Origin of the sequence: Desulfolutivibrio sp., from assembly GCF_036584575.1 — a bacterium.
In the GTDB taxonomy this organism is placed as follows: Bacteria; Desulfobacterota; Desulfovibrionia; order Desulfovibrionales; family Desulfovibrionaceae; genus Desulfolutivibrio.
In genome coordinates this window covers 1-19,279 of the sequence record NZ_JAZHDB010000119.1, presented here as the reverse complement: position 1 = coordinate 19,279, position 19,279 = coordinate 1, and the positions used below count along the sequence as shown (strand labels likewise).

Genomic DNA, 19,279 nt, shown 5'->3' with positions numbered 1-19,279 from the left:
TCTACGCCCTCGGGCAACTCCACGATCCCGGTCACGTCCGTCGTCCGGAAATAGACGGGCTCTTAGGCCGGGATGGTCCCCATCTGGATGCCATGCAGCCGGGCGAATTCGCCGCCAGCCTGCATGAGTTCATCGAAGGTACCCATTTCCTTGATATGCTTGTCTTTTATGACCAGGATGAGGTCGGCCCGGCGCATCATGGACAGGCGGTGGGCGATGATGAACGTGGTCCGGTTGGTCATGAGCCGTTCCAGTCCTTGCATGATCAGCGCCTCGGTTTCGGCGTCCAGGGCCGAGGTGGGCTCGTCCAGAATCAGAAGCGGCGCGTCCTTGAGCAGGGCCCGGGCGATGGCCAGGCGTTGGCGCTGTCCGCCCGAGAGGTTCGCGCCGCGTTCGCCAAGCAGCGTGTCGTAGCCCTCGGGCAGGGAGGTGATGAAGTCATGGGCATTGGCCAGGGTGGCGGCCCGCACGACCTCCTCGCGGCTGGCCTTGCGCTTGCCGTAGGCGATGTTTTCATGGACGGACATGGGAAAGAGCTGGGTTTCCTGAAGCACGATGGCGATCTTCTCGCGCAGGCTTTTGAGGGTCACCCGGCGCAAGTCCTGGCCGTCGATGGTGATGGACCCTTGTTGGGGGTCGTAGAAACGTAGGAGGAGACTGATGAGCGAGGTCTTGCCCGCGCCGGTTTGGCCCACCACGGCCACGGTGGAGCCGCCGGGGCAGGCGAAGGCGACGTCGGTGAGCACGGGTTTTTCCGGGTCGTAGCCGAAGCTGACGCCCTCGAAGCGGACCTGGCAGTCGGTCACGGCCAGGGGCGCGGCGTCGGGATCTTCATGGACGGACTGGTCCATGCTCATGACGTCGATGACCCGCTTGGCCTGGGCCAAAGACCCCCGGATGCCGGCCACGGTGGTGCTTAAGCTGCTTAAGGGGGTGTAGAGGGTGGCCAGGTAGGAAATGAAAATCAGCAGTTCGCCGGTGGAGAGCGACCCGTCCAGGACGTGGCTGACGCCGATGTACAGCACCAGGGCCGTGCCCACGGCGGTGATGCCGCCGATGAGCCAGCCGTAGATGGTTTGCAGGGCGTAGAGGGAGAGCTTGCGGTCGAAGGAGTGCTGCGACTCGGCCACGAAGCGTTTTTTCTCCTCTTCCTCCCGGGCGAAGGCCTGGACCAGGGAGATGGACGAGAAGATGCGCTCCACCGTGGTATAGACCTGGCTTTCCTTCATGTGGGTCTCGGTGGTCAGGTCGCCGATGCGGCGGCTGACCCGGGAGATGGCCAGGAAAAGGAACGGGATGATGCACACGGCATAGATGGTCAGCTCCACGTCCATGCGCAGGCAGACCACGAGCATGCCGATGAGCATGGCGGTGCTGGTGAGCGTGGTGAACACCCCGTTCATGAGCAGGGTCTGCACGGAATAGGTATCGCCCATGATGCGGTAGATGAGGTCGCCGGTGGGCCATTTCTGGTGAAAGAGCAGGGATTGGCGCTGCAAGTGCTGGAAAAGGTCGCAACGCAGATCCTGGACCATGTTCTGGCCCATGCGGATGGTCAGGTAGTTGTTTAAAAGCTGGGCGAACCCCACCAGGAAGTGGACGGCCAGGAGCAGCCCCACCACCGTGGCCAGTTGCAGGGAGAGGCTGATGGTGGCGGGATCGAAGGTCCAGCCCCAGAGCGCCAGGGGGGTGCGGCCGATGATCTGGTCCACGGCGAGCTTGAGCGGCCAGGGTTTGAGCAGCTCCATGGCGCTGATCAGGCCCACCAGTCCCAGACACAGGACAAACGTCAGCCTATAGGGCCGAAGATAGGCCAGAAGGCGCAGGAATACGGGCATGGGGGACGAGCCTTGTGCGTTTTGCGTTGGCCGAAACCGGCGCGTCGTCAGGATCGGCGCGTCGTGCGCCGCCGCAGGGTTTCGTATCGTTGCCGCCAGGAGACGGAACCTGATCGTCGACCGCCGCGCGGCATGCGTTTTTCCACCGGGAGCGGACGCAACACTGGGGCACGCCGCACAGGCGACGCGCCCCAGTTGCTATCATGCATGGTCCCTAGGCGGCCAGCACGTTTTCGGTCTTTTCCCCGGATGCGGGAAGCAGCCCGGCCAGGTCTTCCACATCGCCCTCGCCGGCCGCAACGCGGCGGGACGGGGCCTTGACCCGGCGCTTTTCCACGACTTCCTCAATGGGCTCTTCCAGGGAGCCGCCGGGGCCGCGCACCATGAGATACTGCACCAGCATGGTCACCAGGACAGCGGCCCGGTACAGGCCCCACAGCATCCATCCGGCGAACAGCGCGGCCGTGGTGGCCACGGCCATGGCCGCATAGCTGGACAGGGGCAGGATGGCGATGGCGGCGGCGGTCAATCCGGCCAGGATGAGCAGGGAACGCTTGCTGGGCAGGATGGTTCCGGCCAGGCGCACGAACCGCTTGTAGCCGCCATGGTTTTCGGCCGTGACCCGCAGCTTCAGTCTGGTCCACAGGCCGGTCTTGGTGGTCAGATCCCAAGGCGGCACCGAGGAGATGGAGGAGAACCCGGTGTCGGCGGCATAGGGCATGTGCAGGCCGGTTAAGACCGACAGGATGTGGGACAGAAGCTGTTCGCGCTCCACGCCCTTGTTGTTCCAGAAGAAGCGGTGGAAGGTCAGGCGGTGGGAGAAGACCCCCGCGATCTCGGAGACCTTGCGCACCAGGCCCACCCGCGGCATCTCGCGCTCGTCGTGGGGCATGTCCTCGGCCAGGGGCACGGGGCACACGGCCTGGGAAGCGCTCTTGCGCAACTGCCACACGGTCTTGTAACGGGTCCAGCCCCGGCACAGCGGCTGAAGAAGCGTCAGTCCGGCGATGGTCAGCCGGGCGGCCAGGGTGTTGTGGCGATCCGGAAGCTTGGCCTTGCTGGCCCGATGCCCGACAAAGGCCATGGAGGTCACGGCCATGGCCAGCCCGAGAACCCCCAGGACCGGCACGAAGGGCGTGGCCACCATGAGGGCCAGGGCCAGGACCATCCATTCCATGGACAGGGGCAGGTAGGCCACGAGGCTGCCCTTGGGCTCATAGAGGGTCTGGAAGAGGCCCATGCCGAAGACGCCGTGATAGATGATGGGGCGGTTGGCCAGAAGGCAGCCGCCGATGTCGCCGTAGATGCGCCCGGCCCAGCGGGAGTTGCCCAGGACGTTGAAGCGGTCCCGGTGCTTGGGCAAAAGCAGGGCCTCGGCCCGGCCGTAGCCGTTTTGCTGCTTGATGTAGGCCGAGACGGTGTTGCGGCGGTGATGCCAGACCATCATGGCCGCGCAGAATCCGATGATGTAGCCTTCGTTCTGCAACCGCCAGCACACGTCCACGTCGTCGCCTGCGGCCCGGTAGGTGGCGTCGAAGCCGCCTATCTCCATGAGCTTTTCGCGGCGATAGGCCATGTTGCAGCCCGGGATGTGCTCGGCCACCTCGTCGGTCAAAAGGACGTGGGTGGGCGCGCCCGGGGAGACGGCCACACAGGCCGAGGTGCGGTTGTCCTCGGGCGGGGGCAGGTTGGGGCCGCCCACGGCCATGAAGCGCGGATCGGTAAAGGCCCAGGCCATGTAAGTCAGCCAGTCCGGGTCCACGTAGCAGTCGGAATCGGTGTAGGCCAGGATCTCGCCCCGGGAGGCGTTCATGCCCACGTTGCGGGCGGCGGACAGGCCCAGGTTGGGCTGATGGATGACATGGATGTACGGATACTTGGCCGCGTAGCGGTCGGAGATCTCGCCGGTTTTATCCGTCGAGCCGTCGTCGACCACGATGACCTCGAAGTTGGGATAGGCCAGCTTCTGGAAGGACGCCAGGCAGCCGTCCATGGTGGAGTCGGCGTTGTAGGCGCAAATCACCACGGAGATAAGCGGCGTCTCGGCGGGCAGAAGCGGCAGGCGCTGCCGGTAGACCTCGGCCACGGCCTCATAGGCGGGCTTGGGGTTGCGGCTGGCGTCCACCATGCCGAAGGCCCAGTCCTCGATCAGGTTGCCGCCGGTGAACCACTCGTCGGTCCAGGCGAAGACCATGGTGCCCGAGACGCCGAGTTCGAAGGCGGCCCGAAGCTGCCAGGCCAGGGTTTCGGCCACGTGCTCCTCGCCCTGGCGGATGGAGTCCATGCCGAACTCGGACAGAACCAGGGGCAGATCCCCGGCCACGTTCTGCAGGCGCTTGACGTAGGACCGGAAGGCCTTTTCGTCATGCAGATAGACGTTGACCGACAGGAAATCCAAAAACGGCAGGCGCAGGTATTCCGTGGACGGATAGTTGGCGTAGGTCACCATGCCCTCGGGGTCTTCCTCGCGCACGATGGCGGCCAGCCTGCCCAAAAACTTCTCGATCTTTTTGGCCCCGTGCCAGCGCACGATGTGCGAGGGAATCTCGTTGCCGATGAGCCAGGCCAGGATGGCCGGGTGTCCGGCCAGGGGGGCGACGGTCTCGCGGATGACCTTTTTGATCTCTTCCTTGACCTCCCACTGGTCCAGGAAACACAGGTGCTGGGGCCAGGGGATGCCCACCATGACCCGCACGCCCAGGCTCTGGGCCAGGTCCAGGAACCAGCGGGGGGGGACGTAATACACGCGGATGGTGTTCACCCCGGCGGCGCGCATCATCTCGAAGTCGCGCACCACGCGCTCCCGCTCGGGCAGGGGCTCGCCGTTTTCATTCTCGGGAAAGGGACCGTAGGTGACGCCCTTGATGAAGAATTTATCGTCTCCGGCGAACAGATAGCGGCCGTGGGCGCGCACGCGCTCCATGGGGGCGATGGCGAGACCCTCTTCGATCTGGAACATGGATGTTTCGCTCCTGGTTGCGGGGGCTTGGTTCCCCGCTTTTTTATGATTCCGGGGGATTCCCCGGACTGGTCGTCGTCTTTCCCGAAACCGCTTGGCACGGCCAGGCGAGCCCCAGAGAGCAAGCATCGTGCCGGATATTGCACACGTGTCCCGGCGGGGGTTTCGGACCTTCGCCCCCCGCCCGCAGGCCCCGTCGAGGACGAAAATTACCCCCTTTGGGCAAGGTCCGGTTACGATATCGTAACCGGCGCGAACGGTGCGGACGAAACGGACCAAAAACCCGCGTCGCGCCGGGGATGGCGGCCCCTGCCCGAGGCGTCGGGAGGGCCGACGCAGGGCTTGGCCGGGATGCCTGCTGCGGACGCCTCCGCTATCGCCGTGGCGACGGCGTGAATATCCCACAATCCGCCAGTACGGGGCGTTTTCGTGAGTTCCAACAGAGATCGTTTCATGCCCAGCCCTCCTCTCAAAGACCTATCGGCATCGGTCGGATCATGCGCGGCCCCATCCGGTCACACCATGGCCCGCCTCTCCGGGCCAGCCGGGTGTTGCCACAAAACCCGCAGGAAGGTATGGCGAAATATCCCCTGCAACCTCTTCCCTGGAGCGGGACATGCGGCATGTGTTTCGGATCGTCAGCCTGTCGTCCTTGATCTTCCTCATGGCGCTGCCCTGCCTTGGCGCCGGGCCGCATGCGTCGGCCATGCCGGGCGACATCCAGGAGATTCAGCACTCCGGGGTCTTGCGAGTCGGCGTCATCGACGCCCAGGCCCCCCCCTTCGTCTTCGAGCAAGACGGCCGCCTGACGGGCTTTGACGTGGACTTGGCCCGCCAGTTGGCGGCGGCCCTCGGCGTCCGGCCGGAGTTCGTCAGGATTCCCGGCGGCTGGGACGGCCTGGTGGACGCCGTGGCCGCCATGACCGTGGATATCGGCCTAAGCGAGTTGACCAAAAACATGGCCCGCACACAGCGGGTCTTTTTGAGCCGCACCTATGTCCTCTCCCACATCGTCTTCGCCGCCAACCGGCTGGCCATGGCCCAAAACCGCATCGACGCCGCCAGCCTGAATTCGGTGCAGGATGTGGCGGGCCATTTCGACGCACCCGGCTTCCGGATCGCCACCATGGCCCGCTCCTCCCTGGAACCTCTGGCCAGGGAGCTTTTCCCCAGGGCCGAGATCGTGTTCGCCCCCTCCTCCCAGGCGGCCATGGCCATGGCCTACGAGGGCCAAGCCGACCTGATCATGGTCGGAGAGTCCATCTTCGAGATTGCCGTGCATGCCGACCCGGGGCTGCTCTACAAGATCGACCGCCTTGCCCCGAGCCTGGACGATCCCTGCGCCATCGCAGTCAGCCCGGGACGGCCTGATCTCTTGCGCTTCATCAACGACTATTTGGAGGTCCATCCCTCGCGTCCCAAGGCGACGCCGCGGGAGATCATCGACCAGTACATGGGGCCTGCGGGGTCGGCTCAAGAGGAAACGCTCCCCGTAACCGAGCCCGGGCCGCAGGGCGAACGCCTGGCCATGCAGGACATCGCCCTGGTCGCCTTGCTGCACATCCTGGTGCTGGGCGTCCTGTGGGCGACGGTGGCGCGCAGGCCTTCCGCCCAGCACTGGCTGTTGTCGCCCTGGACGGTGCTGGCGGCCATGGGGCTCGGCGGCCTGACCGGCCTGTATTTCCCGTTCCTGGCCGCCTACCTCTCCCGCCCGGCCGGGCTGTACATGGGATTCTGGCGCATGTGCGTGTTGCCGATCATGGTCGCGGCCATCGTCACCAGCACCTACCGGCTTCTGGCCTGCGGCGGCAACGCCAGGCTCGTGAAACGCCTGCTCGTGTGGACGCCGCTGCTGCTGCTTGGCGCAGCGCTTCTGGGCGTCGGCATCGGCATCGTGGGCAGGCCCGGGGCGGATTTCTCCAAGGAGGCGCAAGGACTTTTGGCCTCCATGAACAAGGGGATGCAGGCGGCGCAACCCGGCGGCGACCTGTACGATCAGCTTATGAATATGGTGGACACCATCGTCCCCGACAACCTGCTGGCCCCCATGGTCAACAACGAGAATCTGGCCGTGCTCTTCGTGGCCATATTTTTCGGGGTGGCGGTGGCGGCGGGGAAAAAACAGGCCAAGACGACCCTGATCGACATCATGGACACCGTCCTGGAGTCCTTCACGACCATGATCCGCATGTCCCTCTACCTGTTGCCCTTCGCCCTCTACGCCCTGTCCCTCGACTTCATCGCCTCGACCGGCCTCGAACTCATGCTGGCCATCCTGCGTCTGGTGGTGTGCCTGACCCTGGCCTTTCTTCCCGGCGGCCTGCTGGCTCTTGTACTGCTCCGCTGGAAACTCGGGATTCCGATTGCGGCCGTCTGGAGGGATTTCGGGCCGATCTTTCTTTTGTCCTTTTCAACCCGCAGCAGCGTCATTTCCATGCCCATCGGCCTGGAGAGGCTGCAAAACTATCCGCAGATCGACCGGGCGCAGATCACGGCCGCCTATCCCTTCGCTCTTTTGGTGTGCCATTACGCCTACGCGGCGTTTTTCGCCCTGACCCCGGTCTTCGTGGGCCAGGCCTTCGGCGTGTCGTTCACGCCGGGGCAATATCTGGCCATCGCCGTCCTGGCGCTGCTGTGCGTGGTGTCGGCCATCGGCACCATCGGCCTGTCCTATGTCCTGCTCCTGGCCATCATCTGCGGCCCCCTGGGGTTGCCGCTGGAACCGGCGGTGGTGGTGGGCATGGCCGCCGTCTCCATCGTGGACCCGATCATATCGGGCGTCCAGGCCCTTTTCGGATGCGGAGTGGCGACGCTTGTGGTGGACAAGGCCAAGCCCGTGCCGGAGGCCTGCGGCGACGTGGAGCAGCCTGCCGGATAAGGCCCGGCTCCAGGGTTGCGCCGGGAGGCGGGAATGGAAAAGCCCCGTGGGGCGAAGGCGTGCGGGTGTCGCGGGAAATCGGGCGGGTACGGTTGCGCGCGGGGGGACCGGGGCGCTTTTTGGTGGTTGCGGTAGGCCATCCGCCGGGTGCGGATGCGCGCGCGGGACAGGGCGGATCGTGTTGGCGGCTAGCGTTCCTGCCCGGTGGACTGGCTGGCGATAAACGCCCGTAGCGCCGCATTGATGGCCGTCTGGTAGCCCTTTTTCTTCCGGGCGCGGAACCAGGCCACGACGTCCCGATCCAAACGCAGGCAGACCTTTTCCTTGGTCTCCGGCATGAAGTCTTCCAGGCGCACCCGGGCGGCCCGCGCGAAAAACGCATCGTCAAGTAACGGGTTGTCCGCGTCGGAGATGGCGTTTTCGGTCAGTTCCGCGTCGGTCATGGCGTCGACACGCGGCCAGTCCGATTGCGACGGGAGGTTTTTGGCCTCCTTGGCGGTATACCGGGTGATGGTCTTGCCGTTTACGATCCTTTCAGTCGGCATGTTTCCTCCTTTCCCTGACGTTGGCCTTGCGCACGGAGATGATGCGGAAGACGCCGTCTCGCATCGTAAACGCCACCACCAGTGGTCGGCCTTTGGCCTCTCCGATGGCGATGCAGCGGGGTTCGCCGTAATCAAAGCGGTCGTCGACGAAAAGCGTGGGCGCATCTTCGAGCACGGCCACGGCCTCCACAAAGTCCAGGCCGTGTTTCGTGATGTTTGCCTGCCGTTTGGCCTCGTCCCACTCAAACTGCATGGGCAGAATGTATAGACGAAATGACCATAAGGCAAGGGTAAAGTAGGTCGTAAGAAACAAAGATCAGCAGCTTCGGCTGCCAGCGTGTACTGAAATAACTAACACCTGATATTTAATTGTATATAGCAAAACAATTCTAACCGCCACATACTCGGCAAGACCGACACCTATCAGCGGAACTTTACATGCATATGGCAACATGTTAATAATTATGAAAGTCTCGTATTCAGTAAGTGTATACATTAGTAGCGAGTAACAACACCCACCTGTATTCTTTATTTCAATATACAATACATATATACCGAAACTAAACATCCCAAGGCTTATCTTCCTAGACCATAATAATTAGGCACTGTTTGTAAACATTACATAAATATACCTTCTCATATTAAGTAAACAACATGTCAGAAAACAACATCACATACAAAATCGCCAACATAAAAGATCATTATGAATTGGTTGGCGAAGTAATTCTTCTTGGTGACAGCCAAAAGAAAACCCTGGGATTCCTCCCAGAGCAAGCATTTATTGATTATGCTGAACGTGGCTCTATTATAATAGCGATATCATCTAAATTTAAAACAATCGGATATTTACTATTTGCTATTAAACAAAATAATATTTGCAGATTAGCCCATGTTTGTGTAGCACCAGAATGGAGAAAACACGGCGTTGGGAATGCTCTGATTTCATACCTGAAGAAAACAACTACTCATCTAAACAGCATCATTGTTAAATGCCGTAGAGATTATAGAATTGATCATTTCTGGGAATCCAATGGATTTATCGCAAAAAGTGAAATTAATGGCCGGGGATCTACCCCTTCAACATTAACATTATTTGAATACCACCATCGACTGTCCCTTCTTTCACTCAAACCGGAAAGTAGCAAGCCACTAGCTGTCATTGATTTAAACATAGTAATTGATATCGCCTCTAGCAGCGAGAACGAAAGCAAAGCATTATTATCATTTACATACTCAGATGAAATTGATTACAGGATATCTGAGCATTCCTATACAGAAGCAAATAGAAATAAAGACAAGGATCGAAGATTACAAACAAGACAACAACTTGACTCAATACGTCATATTAAAATCTGTAATGATCCAAGCATTATTAATTCAATTCTCAGCATAATAGGAAAATCGAATATTGACGACGCAAAACAACTTGCGTCAGCAATTCATAATAACGCAGAATATTTTATAACAAAAGATACAGGACTAACCTGCCATTCCGAAAGTATACAAAGAGAATTTGGAATTTTTGTTTTTACTCCAACTGAATTCATTATCAATTATTGTAATCTAGCTGGCAGTGACATTTATTTTCCAGGATACCTTTCAAATTCAGATGTTACATTTAGACCAATTACACAGCTAAAAATTTTAGATTTATTTTATGAATACAAAGGTGCAAATGAAAACAAGAGTTCATTCTTAACATACTTCCGCATCAAACCATCTAATGCTGAAAATTTTAGCATGTTTAAAATTATTGCACATTACTCTGAAATTGGCATGTGTGTACAATTGAAGTCAGACAACAAACTAACAATTCGAGTCATAAGATTAAAAAAATCTATCAAGCATATGCATACGCTCAGTATCCATATTATCGAAAGTATACTACAGAGCTGTATGGCAGATGGCATAGAATACGTGTCCGTTACCGACAATGCATGCGGAAGGCTCGTTGAACAAGCTCTTGGGTCCGCAGGATTTCAAATTAGGAACGGATTTTTTACTAAACCACTCGGTAAAGGATTTTTATCTACTAGCGACGCTCTTAAGATAGCCTGTATTCATAAAGACGCTTGCTTTAACACAACGAGTCTGATCGATCTTGAACATGTTCTATGGCCAAGGAAGCTAGACGATCTTAAGATTCCTGTATATATAATACCAATCAAGCCCGCATGGGCAAGCAAGCTAATATCCAGTCGATGGCACCAATTATCGTTATTTGGGAAACATTATGCCATGATGCAAACGCGAAGAGCTTACTACAGATCAAACAAAGGTATAAATATAAAATCTCCTGGAAGGATTATCTGGTATATAAGCACAAACAACAAATCTGGACCAAGCAAATGCGCAATTGGACTCTCGTTTATTAATCAAGTTGAGATTGGCACCGCCAAAGAACTATATAAAAAATACGAGAGATTCGGAGTTTATACATGGAACGACATATCTAAACTATCAAGCAATGATTCTAACACCAAACTAATGGTAATTGAATTTTCAAAAACTGAAATATTTGACAATATGCCAACTTACAACTTCTTATCAAGCACGATCAATGATTATGAAAATAGGAACTTTAACCCCGTGTCACCATTCGAAATATGTCATTCTTCATTTACGAAGATCTACAGAACCGGTATAGGCCATGCAAAATAGAAACATCCTTATATCTGTAAAAGATAATTTTGCAAATAAAATTCGATTAGGAACTAAACGAGTTGAACTAAGAAGGATTTTCCCCTGTGGAAAGGAAGGTTCTCGAGTTTATATATACGTACCTGCACCAACAAAAGAAATCATTGGTTATTTTCAAATTGAAAAGATTTATAAAATGCCCATCATACACTTATGGGACATTGCTGGTGAGCTGTCAACACTAGACAAAGATAGTTTTTTTTCATATTTTTCAGGGAGACAGCTTGGATACTCTATTCATTTTAAAGAATTCATACCATTACCATTTTCGTTATCATTGAATTTTATAAAAAAAATACTTCCAAAATTTCACCCTCCACAATCATTTATATATCTTAGAAATGACATTGATGCGCTATTACATAATCACAACACAAACACTAAATTCATTAACCACCCCTAAACATCATAATTTGCACACTGGAAATGCATACCATGTCTCCAATTGCATTACTACTATACACAATTCTTAATCACGCAACTTTCTTTACTCCCTCAAATAATTTTTACCAAATATTATAATCTCTGCTTTTTTATAATAATGCCTACCATGAACGCGACGGTTACCATTTCAGACGGAAGGCTCGCAACCGTTCGTCACATGACCTTCCTAATAAGGAATCATCCATGAACGCCTTCACCCTGGTTTTTGCCGCCCTGTGCCTGTTCGCCATCGGCTACCGGTTCTACGGGCTATTTCTGGCCCGCCGCATGCTGCGCCTGGACCCCGGCCGCCCCACCCCGGCCGTGGCCATGGGCGACGGCGTGGACTACGTCAAAACCGACCGCTTCGTGCTCTTTGGGCACCACTTCGCGGCCATCGCCGCGGCAGGCCCCCTTCTGGGGCCGGTCCTGGCCGCCCAGTACGGCTATCTGCCCGGGGCCCTGTTGATCCTCATCGGCTGCGTCCTGGCCGGGGGGGTGCATGACATGGTGGTGCTTTTTTGCTCCGTGCGCCACAAGGGCAGAAGCCTGGGCCGCATCGCCCGCCTGGAGATCGGCGAGTTCGCCGGCAGGGCGGCCGCCGTGGCCGTGCTGTTCATCCTGATCCTGACCCTGGCGGGCTTAAGCCTGGCCGTGGTCGGGGCCATGCACGACAGCCCATGGGGCGCCTTCACCGTCACGGCCACCATCCCCATCGCCATCCTCATGGGGCTGTACCTGCACGTCTGGCGGCGCGGCGATGTGCGCGGGGCCAGCCTTTTGGGCGTGGTCCTGCTCTTTCTGACCATCCTGGCCGGTCCCTACGTGGCCTCGCATCCGACCCTGTCCGCGTGGTTCACCTTTTCCCGCAAGGAACTGTCCATCCTCATTCCGGTCTACGGCCTCGTGGCCTCGACCCTGCCGGTGTGGCTTTTGCTGTGTCCGCGCGACGACCTCTCGACCTACTTAAAAATCGGCACCATCGGGCTTCTGGCCCTGGGCATCCTGTGGGTGCGCCCCGACCTGTCCATGCCCGCCCTGACGCCTTTCATCCACGGCGGCGGCCCCATCATCCCGGGCGCGGTCTACCCCTTCGTGTTCATCACCATCGCCTGCGGGGCGCTGTCGGGGTTCCACGCCATCATCGGCACGGGCACCACACCCAAAATGATCGGCAACGAACGGGACATCCTGTTCGTGGGCTACGGGGCCATGCTGGTGGAGGGGCTGGTGGCGATCATGGCGCTCATTGCGGCCTGCGTGCTGGTCCCGGCGGACTATTTCGCCATCAACGCGTCCCCGGAGGTCTTCGCCAACATGGGGCTGACGACGGTCAACCTGGACGACCTGTCCCGGGCCGTGGGCGAACAACTCCACGGACGCACGGGCGGGGCCGTGGGCATGGCCTACATCTTCGCCTCCCTGCCGTTTATGACCGAACTCGATGCCTACTGGTACCACTTCGCCATCATGTTCGAGGCCGTGTTCATCCTGACGGCCGTGGACACGGGCACAAGGGTGGGCCGGTTTTTCGTGCAGGAGATGCTGTCGCGGGTCTGGCCGAAGTTCGGCCGGGAGAAGTGGTGGCCGGGCATCGCCCTAAGCGGCGCGATCTTCACCCTGGCCTGGGGATACCTGGTCTACACCGGGGACATCAGCACCATCTGGCCCCTTTTCGGCATGTCCAACCAACTCCTGGCCGCCTGCGGGCTGATCATCGGCACAACCATGCTCATCCGCCTGGGCCGGGCCCGCTACGCCTGGTCCACGGCCGTGCCCGGGGTCTTCATGGCCGTAACCACCATGGTCGCCGGCTGGAGTAGCCCCCAATTCGACCGGACACCCTAGCGAACCGAGGAGGTAGTGCTAGAGGTATGTCCAGACATAGTACTAACGAGTATCCCATGGTCGAGGTGGTCAACGAGATCCAACGAAGGCGTTGGCCGTTAGCGGAGAAATTGCGGATCGTTGAGGAGTCGTCCCGGCCTGGGATGAGCGTCTCGTATGTGGCCCGCAAGCATGGTATCGCCCCGAACCAGCTCTTTCGATGGAGGAAACTCATGCGCGAAGGTGGCAAGGTGGCGGTCCAGGCGGACGACGAGGTGGTCAGCGCCTCGGAGAATCGTGCTCTCAAGAAACGGGTCCGCGAGTTGGAACGACTTCTGGGCAAGAAGACGATGGAGGTGGAAATCCTCAAGGAAGCCATCGAGATCGCACGCGAAAAAAAACTGATCTCGCGCATGCCGTTGCCCTTCGAGGAGGATTCCCTGTGAAGCGGGTGGCGGAGGCGTTTGACGTGGCCCGTTCGCAGTTGTCCGAACGACTGGCGACTGGCCCAAGGAACCGTCCTTCCCGTTATTCCAAGGCCCAGGACGAAGTCCTGCTGCCTTTGGTTCGTGAGATCGTCGATGGGCGGCTGACCTACGGCTACCGGCGGGTCTGCGCCCTCCTGAACCGGCGTCTCGTAAAACTGGGGCAAGCACGGGTGAACCACAAGCGCGTGTATCGGATCATGCGCCTTCACGGCCTGCTTTTGGCCAGGCACACCGGCAAGCGCCCAGAGCGGTCTCATGAGGGCAAGGTCATCATGCTACGGCGCAATCTGCGCTGGTGTGCTGATGCTTTCGAGATTGGATGCTGGAACAGCCAGAAGGTCAGGGTGGCGTTCGCCTTGGATTGCTGCGATAGGGAAGTCATCGGCTTCGTGGCCGCGACAGGCGGCATCTCGGGCGCCATGGTGCGGGATATGATGCTGGAATGCGTGGAAAAACGTTTCGGCATGAGTTGTTGCCCGAAACATGTGGAGTGGCTTACAGATAATGGTTCCTGCTTCGCGGCCAAAGAAACCGTTGAATTTGCCTCCTGGCTGGGCCTGGTCTGCCGGTTCACGCCGGTCAGAAGCCCCGAGAGCAACGGCATGGCCGAGGCGTTCGTGAAAACCTTCAAACGCGATTACGTGTACGTCCATGACCGCCCGGACGCTCAGACCGTCTTGAGCCAGCTTGCGGCTTGGTTCGAGGATTACAACGAAATCCATCCGCACAAAGGGCTGAAGATGCTGTCACCTCGTGAGTTCATCCGGATGTGTGTCGCTGACGAGTCACTGCGGAGTGAGCCGACGGCCCGCCGCCGAGAATGGGCCGCAAACGAGCCCGTCGGAGGCGGCGGGACGGCGGCGGTGCGTGCCCAACGTTCTTAAACTGGTGTCCGGTTTAGCGGGGGCAACTCCACCGGCTACCAGAGCATCCTTGGCAACTATCTGCCCAAGGGCCGCTACCTGCTGGCCGTCCTTGGCATCGTGGTCATGCTGCTCATGGCCATGGTCATGGTCCTGGCCGTGCGGCGCTGGATGACGCTGCTCAAAACCGGCCGCCCGGCGACCGACCCCCACGGGGACACGGTGCTGGCCGTGGTTCCCGACTGATGCGGCCAAATCGCCTCCAACATCGAACATCCTGAGCCGGGCGCGGCCATGCCGCGTCGAACGTGAGGGATTTTCGCGCCGCCAGCGCCCGACGGCCTGGCCGCTGGCGGCGCAAAACCCCGGTTTCGAAAAAACGGGGTGTAACCATCGTCAAAACGGCCGGAAGGATGTCTCCTCCCGGCCGTGTGTCATCACGACTGTTCCGGCTGTTCCCGCCTACTCCCCGAGAAGCAGCATATTGCCCGGGGCGACGTCGGTCATGCCCCCGCTCCCGGCCAGGGCGTTGATGGCGGCCTTGAGATCCACCCGCGGCGTGGCGATGCTCGACTTGGCGTCGGTGACGCTTTTTCCGGTGGAGGTCAGGTAGGTTTTCACCTGGGCCGGGGTCAGATATTTCCCGGTGACGGTCTTGGCCGCCTGCTGCAAGGCCGCTGCGGCCCCGGCGGCATAGGGGCAGGCCGCCGAGGTGCCTCCGAAATCCGTGTCGAAGGTCGAACCCTTGGCCGAACATTGCAGGGTATAGCACTGGGTGGACGGGGCCAAAAGCGTCAGAAACGACGCTGAGTCCGAATAACCCGTCACCTTGTCGGCGGCGCTGGACTCCTCGATATTGTACGGGCAGTCGGGATCATCTGGATTCGCATGCTTGGTGAGGCAGGATTGCGGCTCCACGCAGGGGGTCTGCGTCCCGACGTTGGCGTCGTAGACGGCGCCCACGGAAATGACGCCGGACAGGCAGGCCGGCGAGCCCATGGCGTTGCAGTAGCCCTCGTTGCCCGAGGAGACGAAGATGGTGATGCCTGCGGCGCGCACCTTGTTGACGACTTTGACGTAGTCGGGAAGGCTGCCGTCGCAGTTCGCGGTATAGCGGCCGCCGCCGAGGCTGGTGCTGATGATCATGATGGGATTGGCGGTGTTGTCCTTTTGATGGGTGATGCACCATTCCCAGGAGGCGATGATGGCCGAATCGTCCGCGCCGTCCTCGTCGGCGACCTTCAGGGCGTAGATCTTGGCCTCCGGGGCCACCCCGCCGATGTAATCGCCCGTATTGCCGATGGTCCCGGCCACGATCCCGGCGCAGGCCGTGCCGTGGCCGTCGGCGTCCATGGGGTCGTCATCCTCGTCCACGAAGTCGTAGCCGCCGATGACCTTCGTATTCGTGCCGATGGCGGCCTTGCCCAGATAGGCGTTCATGTAGTCCACGCCCGAATCGCTTATGGCCACGGCGATGCCCTTGCCGGCATATGTGGCCCGGGTGGCGCTGGCGTTCATGAGGGGAACGCCCTGGCGCAGGTTCGGTTTGTTTTTGCGGTCCTCCCGGACAAAGGCCACGGCGTCGTCGGCCAAAAGGCTGTGCAGCTGCGCGGCGTTAAGCGTGGCCGCAAAGGCGGGCATGTAGCTGAAGCGCCGGGTGACCTCGCCAGCGTCAGCGGACTTTTTGCGGGAGAAAAAGGCGTCCAGGGTGGCGGCGACCTCGGCCCGGAGCGCGGCCTTGGCCGCCTCGGTATCCAGGGCCGCCCCTTTTTTCGCGTCCGCCGGTTCGGCCAGCATGACGATGAACCGGCCCGTTTCACCCCCTGAGGCAAACGGTTCCAGGGCCTCCTGTGGCGACAACAGTTTCGCGTTCCGCCCGATTTCGGCCAGGGCGCCGCCCGATTCCAGGGCGTACGCCCCGGAGGCCGGAGAAAGGCACACGGTGATGACCAGAAAAAACACCCAACGTGCCGTTCGGGAAGCGGTTTTCCATTGCATTCTCATCTCCTGCGTCATCCGAGGTTGTCAGTCGTCTCGTGCTGCGTCCCACCCAAAACAGGTTCGCATTCCTAAAAATCATTCTTCTTTCAAAGACGTATTTCCAAAGCCTGGATGCACAAGTTTCAAAGACACACCCCTGGCGCACGCAACCTCCTCGCGCCACAGCGGACACGGGGACGAGGGAATATCCCGGGCGTCCGCCGCCACCCTATTCTCCGAGAAGCAGCAATCCCTGGGGGGCGGTGGCGTTTCTCCCGAGCATACGATCAATGGCCGCCTGGAGGTTCACACGGGGCTTGGTGACGGCCGCCTTGGTGTCCGTGATGGGCCTGCCCGTGCCCACCAGCAGGGACTTCACCTGGGCCGGGGTCAGGAACTCGCCGCGCTCTTCCTTGGCCGCGCTTTGCAGGGCCGCCGCCGCCCCGGCCGCATAGGGAGAGGCGGCCGAGGTGCCGCCGAATGCCGTGTTGAAGGTCGAGCCCTGGGCCGCGCACTGCAGGGTGTAGCATTGGTTGGATGGGGCCAAAAGCGTCAGGAACGAGGCCGCGTCGGAATAGGCCGCCACCTTGTCGGCGGCGGTGGCGTCCTCGGTGTAATAGCCGCTGTCGCACCCCGCGTCCGCGATCTTGGTCACGCAGGATTCCGGCTCCACGCAGGGGGTGTACTCGCCGAAATCGGCGTCGTAGACCGCGCCCACGGAGACGATCCCGGACAGGCAGGCCGGGGAGCCCATGGCGTTGCAATAGCCGTCGTTGCCCGAGGAGGCGAAGACGGTGATGCCGGCGGCCAGAATGTTGTTCACGGCGGCGGCGTAGTCCGGCATGGAGGCATCGCAGTTGGAGGTATAGCGTTCGCCTCCGAAGCTGATGTTGATGATCATGATGGGATTTTCGGAATCGTCGTTTTGGTGGGTGACGCACCACTCCCCGGCCGCCATGATGGCCGAATCCGAGGCATCCCCCGTGGCGTCGGTGATCTTCAGGGCATAAATCTTGGCGTCCGGGGCCACGCCGCCGATATAGTCCCCCGTGTTGCCGATGGTTCCGGCCACGATCCCGGCGCAGGCCGTGCCGTGTCCGTCGGCGTCCATGGGATCGGCCTTGGAAAGCCCCACGTCGTAGCCGCCGATGACCTTGGTGTTGGAGGCCAGGGGAGCGGCCCCCAGGTAGGTGTTGTTATAATCCACGCCCGTGTCGGCGATGGCCACGGCCACGCCCTTGCCGGAAAACTCCGAACGGGTGGCGGAAGCGCCCATAAGCGGAATCCCCTGGCGCAACTGCGGCTTGTTCATGCGGTCCTCCCGGATGAAGGCCACGGCCTCGTCGGCCAAAAGGCCCTGCAACTGGACGGCGGTCAGCGTGGCCGCAAAGGCGGGCATGTAGCTGAAGCGCCGGGTGACGTCCCCTGTGTCGGCAGCCTTTTTGCGGTTCAAAAAGCCGTCCAGCACCGCCGCCACCTGGCCACGGCGCTCGGCCTTGGCCGACTCGGAGGCCAGGGAGGCCCCCTTTTTCGTTGTGGCCGGTTCGGCCAGCATGACGATGAACCGGGCCGACTCCTGCCCGCCTTTGAGCGCCGCCACGGCGTTGCCGGAAGAAACCAGTTTCCCGTTGGCCGCGACGGAGGCCAGGAGGTCGGCGCCTCTTTCCGCAGCTCTGCCGATTCCGGAATGCAGGGAGGAAGACAGTAAAAAAACCATCGCGGCAAAAACGATGCAGAAACACCTGGGGACATAAAATCTCATATGCTCTCCTTTTGCTACCGTGAAGACGTGATTATATTTCTATAAACATACTGAATCTCATTTCAATTCGCAAATCAAGAGTCGGACACAGTTGTACATTCCCATCCCGCCCGCACCACTCCTGCCGCCATCCTTGCCTCCCCAGTCTCATCGCTTGCAGCCAGCGTCCATCAAGGATGGTGGAACACGGGAGACGCCTTCGCCCCCCTGCGAAACGGAAAAAAAAAGCCAGCGCCCCCGCACCGGCCATTCATCCATCCCTCTCGTTTTTTGACGTTACGTCCTGCGTCAGGCGGCCATGTCTTCATCGCTCGATCCGCCGTCTCCCGAAAGGTCGCGGACGCCTTGTCGCCCTGTCCGGAAAACGGTTCAGCCCGGGGGCAAGTCCCCGGCCGCCGCCGTCTCCAGATAGTGCGACAGATCCCCGAGCATGATCAGAACCTGGGGAACGAGCTCGCTTGCGACCTGCGCCTTCCCCGCCCGGGCGGCCATCTCCACCTGGTAGGACAGCTCCCGAAGCGGCTCGGCATGCATGGTGCCGCACACCCCCTTGAGGGAATGGGCCAGCCGCACGAGCTGCTCCATGTCGCCCTGTTTCGCCGCATCGGCCAGCCGCCGCACCCGTTCCGGGGTCTCCGCAACAAACACGTCCATGACCTCGCCCACAAGCTCCCGGTCATGATCAAACCGTTCCAGCATTTTGGAAAGATTGATCAAGTTCTTCCCTTCGTGGATCATGTCGACAGTCCCCCCCATACCCCCCGGCATCCCCGGAGTCAGGCCATATGCCGGACGGATATCTTTCCATATCGCATATCCTGTGCCAGCCTGTTGCACAAGCAGGACACGCGGCGCATCACTCGGAAACAAGCAGCAGATCGTAGACCTGGGCCGCGCTCCAGCCGCGCACCCGGGCCGCCACGCGCCGGGCCGTCTCCCGGGGCCGCAGTCCCTCCCGGGCCTCCATCTTGTGTTCGACAATGCCTTTTCCGTTGACTTCGATCCTGTCACCGGTC

At 59.7% G+C, this 19,279-nt stretch carries 13 protein-coding genes and 1 pseudogene; 6 read left to right on the top strand and 8 right to left on the bottom strand.

Translation table 11 applies throughout. The features are described 5' to 3' along the window. Positions 1-62 precede the first annotated feature (62 nt). The 3 genes from V3572_RS09405 to V3572_RS09395 all read right to left on the bottom strand — a co-directional run bounded on the left by V3572_RS09405 (position 63) and on the right by V3572_RS09395 (position 5,252). Positions 63-1,838, bottom strand: a complete 1,776-nt coding sequence (locus tag V3572_RS09405) for an ABC transporter ATP-binding protein (RefSeq protein WP_332110738.1) — start codon at positions 1,836-1,838, stop codon at positions 63-65. Between the two features lie 214 nt (positions 1,839-2,052). Then, positions 2,053-4,797 (bottom strand): glycosyltransferase, encoded by a 2,745-nt coding sequence (locus V3572_RS09400; protein ID WP_332110737.1) that lies wholly within the window; start codon positions 4,795-4,797, stop codon positions 2,053-2,055. 233 nt (positions 4,798-5,030) lie between these two features. Then, positions 5,031-5,252, bottom strand: coding sequence for a hypothetical protein (locus V3572_RS09395; protein WP_332110736.1), 222 nt, complete (start codon positions 5,250-5,252; stop codon positions 5,031-5,033). Positions 5,253-5,413: 161 nt separating this feature from the next. On the opposite strand from V3572_RS09395, the gene V3572_RS09390 reads away from it, so the two are divergent. Continuing rightward, complete coding sequence (locus V3572_RS09390) at positions 5,414-7,675, top strand: cation:dicarboxylate symporter family transporter (protein WP_332110735.1); 2,262 nt, start codon at positions 5,414-5,416, stop codon at positions 7,673-7,675. 188 nt (positions 7,676-7,863) lie between these two features. On the opposite strand, the gene V3572_RS09385 is transcribed toward V3572_RS09390, so the two are convergent. Next, a complete protein-coding gene (locus V3572_RS09385) occupies positions 7,864-8,220 on the bottom strand; it encodes a BrnA antitoxin family protein (RefSeq protein WP_332110734.1) in 357 nt (118 codons plus the stop codon). Then, entirely contained in the window at positions 8,210-8,473 is a 264-nt protein-coding gene (locus V3572_RS09380; protein ID WP_332110733.1) for a BrnT family toxin, read from the bottom strand. Before V3572_RS09380 ends, V3572_RS09385 begins: the two co-directional genes overlap by 11 nt. A 401-nt stretch (positions 8,474-8,874) precedes the next feature. Here V3572_RS09380 and V3572_RS09375 point away from each other — a divergent pair, with 401 nt between their 5' ends. The 5 genes and pseudogenes from V3572_RS09375 to V3572_RS09355 all read left to right on the top strand — a co-directional run bounded on the left by V3572_RS09375 (position 8,875) and on the right by V3572_RS09355 (position 14,767). After that, entirely contained in the window at positions 8,875-10,881 is a 2,007-nt protein-coding gene (locus tag V3572_RS09375; protein WP_332110732.1) for a GNAT family N-acetyltransferase, read from the top strand. Then, on the top strand, positions 10,871-11,323 hold the full coding sequence (locus tag V3572_RS09370; protein ID WP_332110731.1) for a hypothetical protein: 453 nt from the start codon (positions 10,871-10,873) through the stop codon (positions 11,321-11,323). Before V3572_RS09375 ends, V3572_RS09370 begins: the two co-directional genes overlap by 11 nt. Before the next feature lie 224 nt (positions 11,324-11,547). Further along, positions 11,548-13,191 carry a carbon starvation CstA family protein gene (locus tag V3572_RS09365; RefSeq protein WP_332110730.1) on the top strand — a complete coding sequence of 548 codons (1,644 nt, stop codon included), beginning with the start codon at positions 11,548-11,550 and terminating at the stop codon, positions 13,189-13,191. A gap of 26 nt (positions 13,192-13,217) precedes the next feature. Next, positions 13,218-14,425: pseudogene (locus tag V3572_RS09360) on the top strand (IS3 family transposase); the annotation flags it as partial. A gap of 216 nt (positions 14,426-14,641) precedes the next feature. Beyond that, positions 14,642-14,767, top strand: coding sequence for a hypothetical protein (locus V3572_RS09355; protein WP_332110728.1), 126 nt, complete (start codon positions 14,642-14,644; stop codon positions 14,765-14,767). A gap of 216 nt (positions 14,768-14,983) precedes the next feature. Here V3572_RS09355 and V3572_RS09350 read toward each other — a convergent pair whose 3' ends face one another. The 3 genes from V3572_RS09350 to V3572_RS09340 form a co-directional block, all read right to left on the bottom strand. Then, the gene (locus V3572_RS09350) at positions 14,984-16,519 is read right to left on the bottom strand and encodes a S8 family peptidase (RefSeq protein WP_332110727.1); all 1,536 of its coding nucleotides are present in this window, start codon (positions 16,517-16,519) and stop codon (positions 14,984-14,986) included. 211 nt (positions 16,520-16,730) lie between these two features. Beyond that, positions 16,731-18,263 carry a S8 family peptidase gene (locus V3572_RS09345; RefSeq protein ID WP_332110726.1) on the bottom strand — a complete coding sequence of 511 codons (1,533 nt, stop codon included), beginning with the start codon at positions 18,261-18,263 and terminating at the stop codon, positions 16,731-16,733. Positions 18,264-18,632: 369 nt separating this feature from the next. Next, positions 18,633-19,001 (bottom strand): Hpt domain-containing protein, encoded by a 369-nt coding sequence (locus V3572_RS09340; protein ID WP_332110725.1) that lies wholly within the window; start codon positions 18,999-19,001, stop codon positions 18,633-18,635. Positions 19,002-19,279 lie beyond the last annotated feature (278 nt).

What these genes read in the sequence shown, in the direction of transcription:
- V3572_RS09390 (WP_332110735.1), top strand. Translation starts at nt 5,414, where the DNA reads ATGCGGCATGTGTTTCGGATCGTCAGCCTGTCGTCCTTGATCTTCCTC.
- V3572_RS09405 (WP_332110738.1), bottom strand. Translation starts at nt 1,838, where the DNA reads ATGCCCGTATTCCTGCGCCTTCTGGCCTATCTTCGGCCCTATAGGCTG.
- V3572_RS09350 (WP_332110727.1), bottom strand. Translation starts at nt 16,519, where the DNA reads ATGCAATGGAAAACCGCTTCCCGAACGGCACGTTGGGTGTTTTTTCTG.
- V3572_RS09385 (WP_332110734.1), bottom strand. Translation starts at nt 8,220, where the DNA reads ATGCCGACTGAAAGGATCGTAAACGGCAAGACCATCACCCGGTATACC.
- V3572_RS09365 (WP_332110730.1), top strand. Translation starts at nt 11,548, where the DNA reads ATGAACGCCTTCACCCTGGTTTTTGCCGCCCTGTGCCTGTTCGCCATC.
- V3572_RS09375 (WP_332110732.1), top strand. Translation starts at nt 8,875, where the DNA reads ATGTCAGAAAACAACATCACATACAAAATCGCCAACATAAAAGATCAT.
- V3572_RS09340 (WP_332110725.1), bottom strand. Translation starts at nt 19,001, where the DNA reads ATGATCCACGAAGGGAAGAACTTGATCAATCTTTCCAAAATGCTGGAA.
- V3572_RS09400 (WP_332110737.1), bottom strand. Translation starts at nt 4,797, where the DNA reads ATGTTCCAGATCGAAGAGGGTCTCGCCATCGCCCCCATGGAGCGCGTG.
- V3572_RS09345 (WP_332110726.1), bottom strand. Translation starts at nt 18,263, where the DNA reads ATGAGATTTTATGTCCCCAGGTGTTTCTGCATCGTTTTTGCCGCGATG.
- V3572_RS09380 (WP_332110733.1), bottom strand. Translation starts at nt 8,473, where the DNA reads ATGCAGTTTGAGTGGGACGAGGCCAAACGGCAGGCAAACATCACGAAA.
- V3572_RS09370 (WP_332110731.1), top strand. Translation starts at nt 10,871, where the DNA reads ATGCAAAATAGAAACATCCTTATATCTGTAAAAGATAATTTTGCAAAT.
- V3572_RS09395 (WP_332110736.1), bottom strand. Translation starts at nt 5,252, where the DNA reads ATGAAACGATCTCTGTTGGAACTCACGAAAACGCCCCGTACTGGCGGA.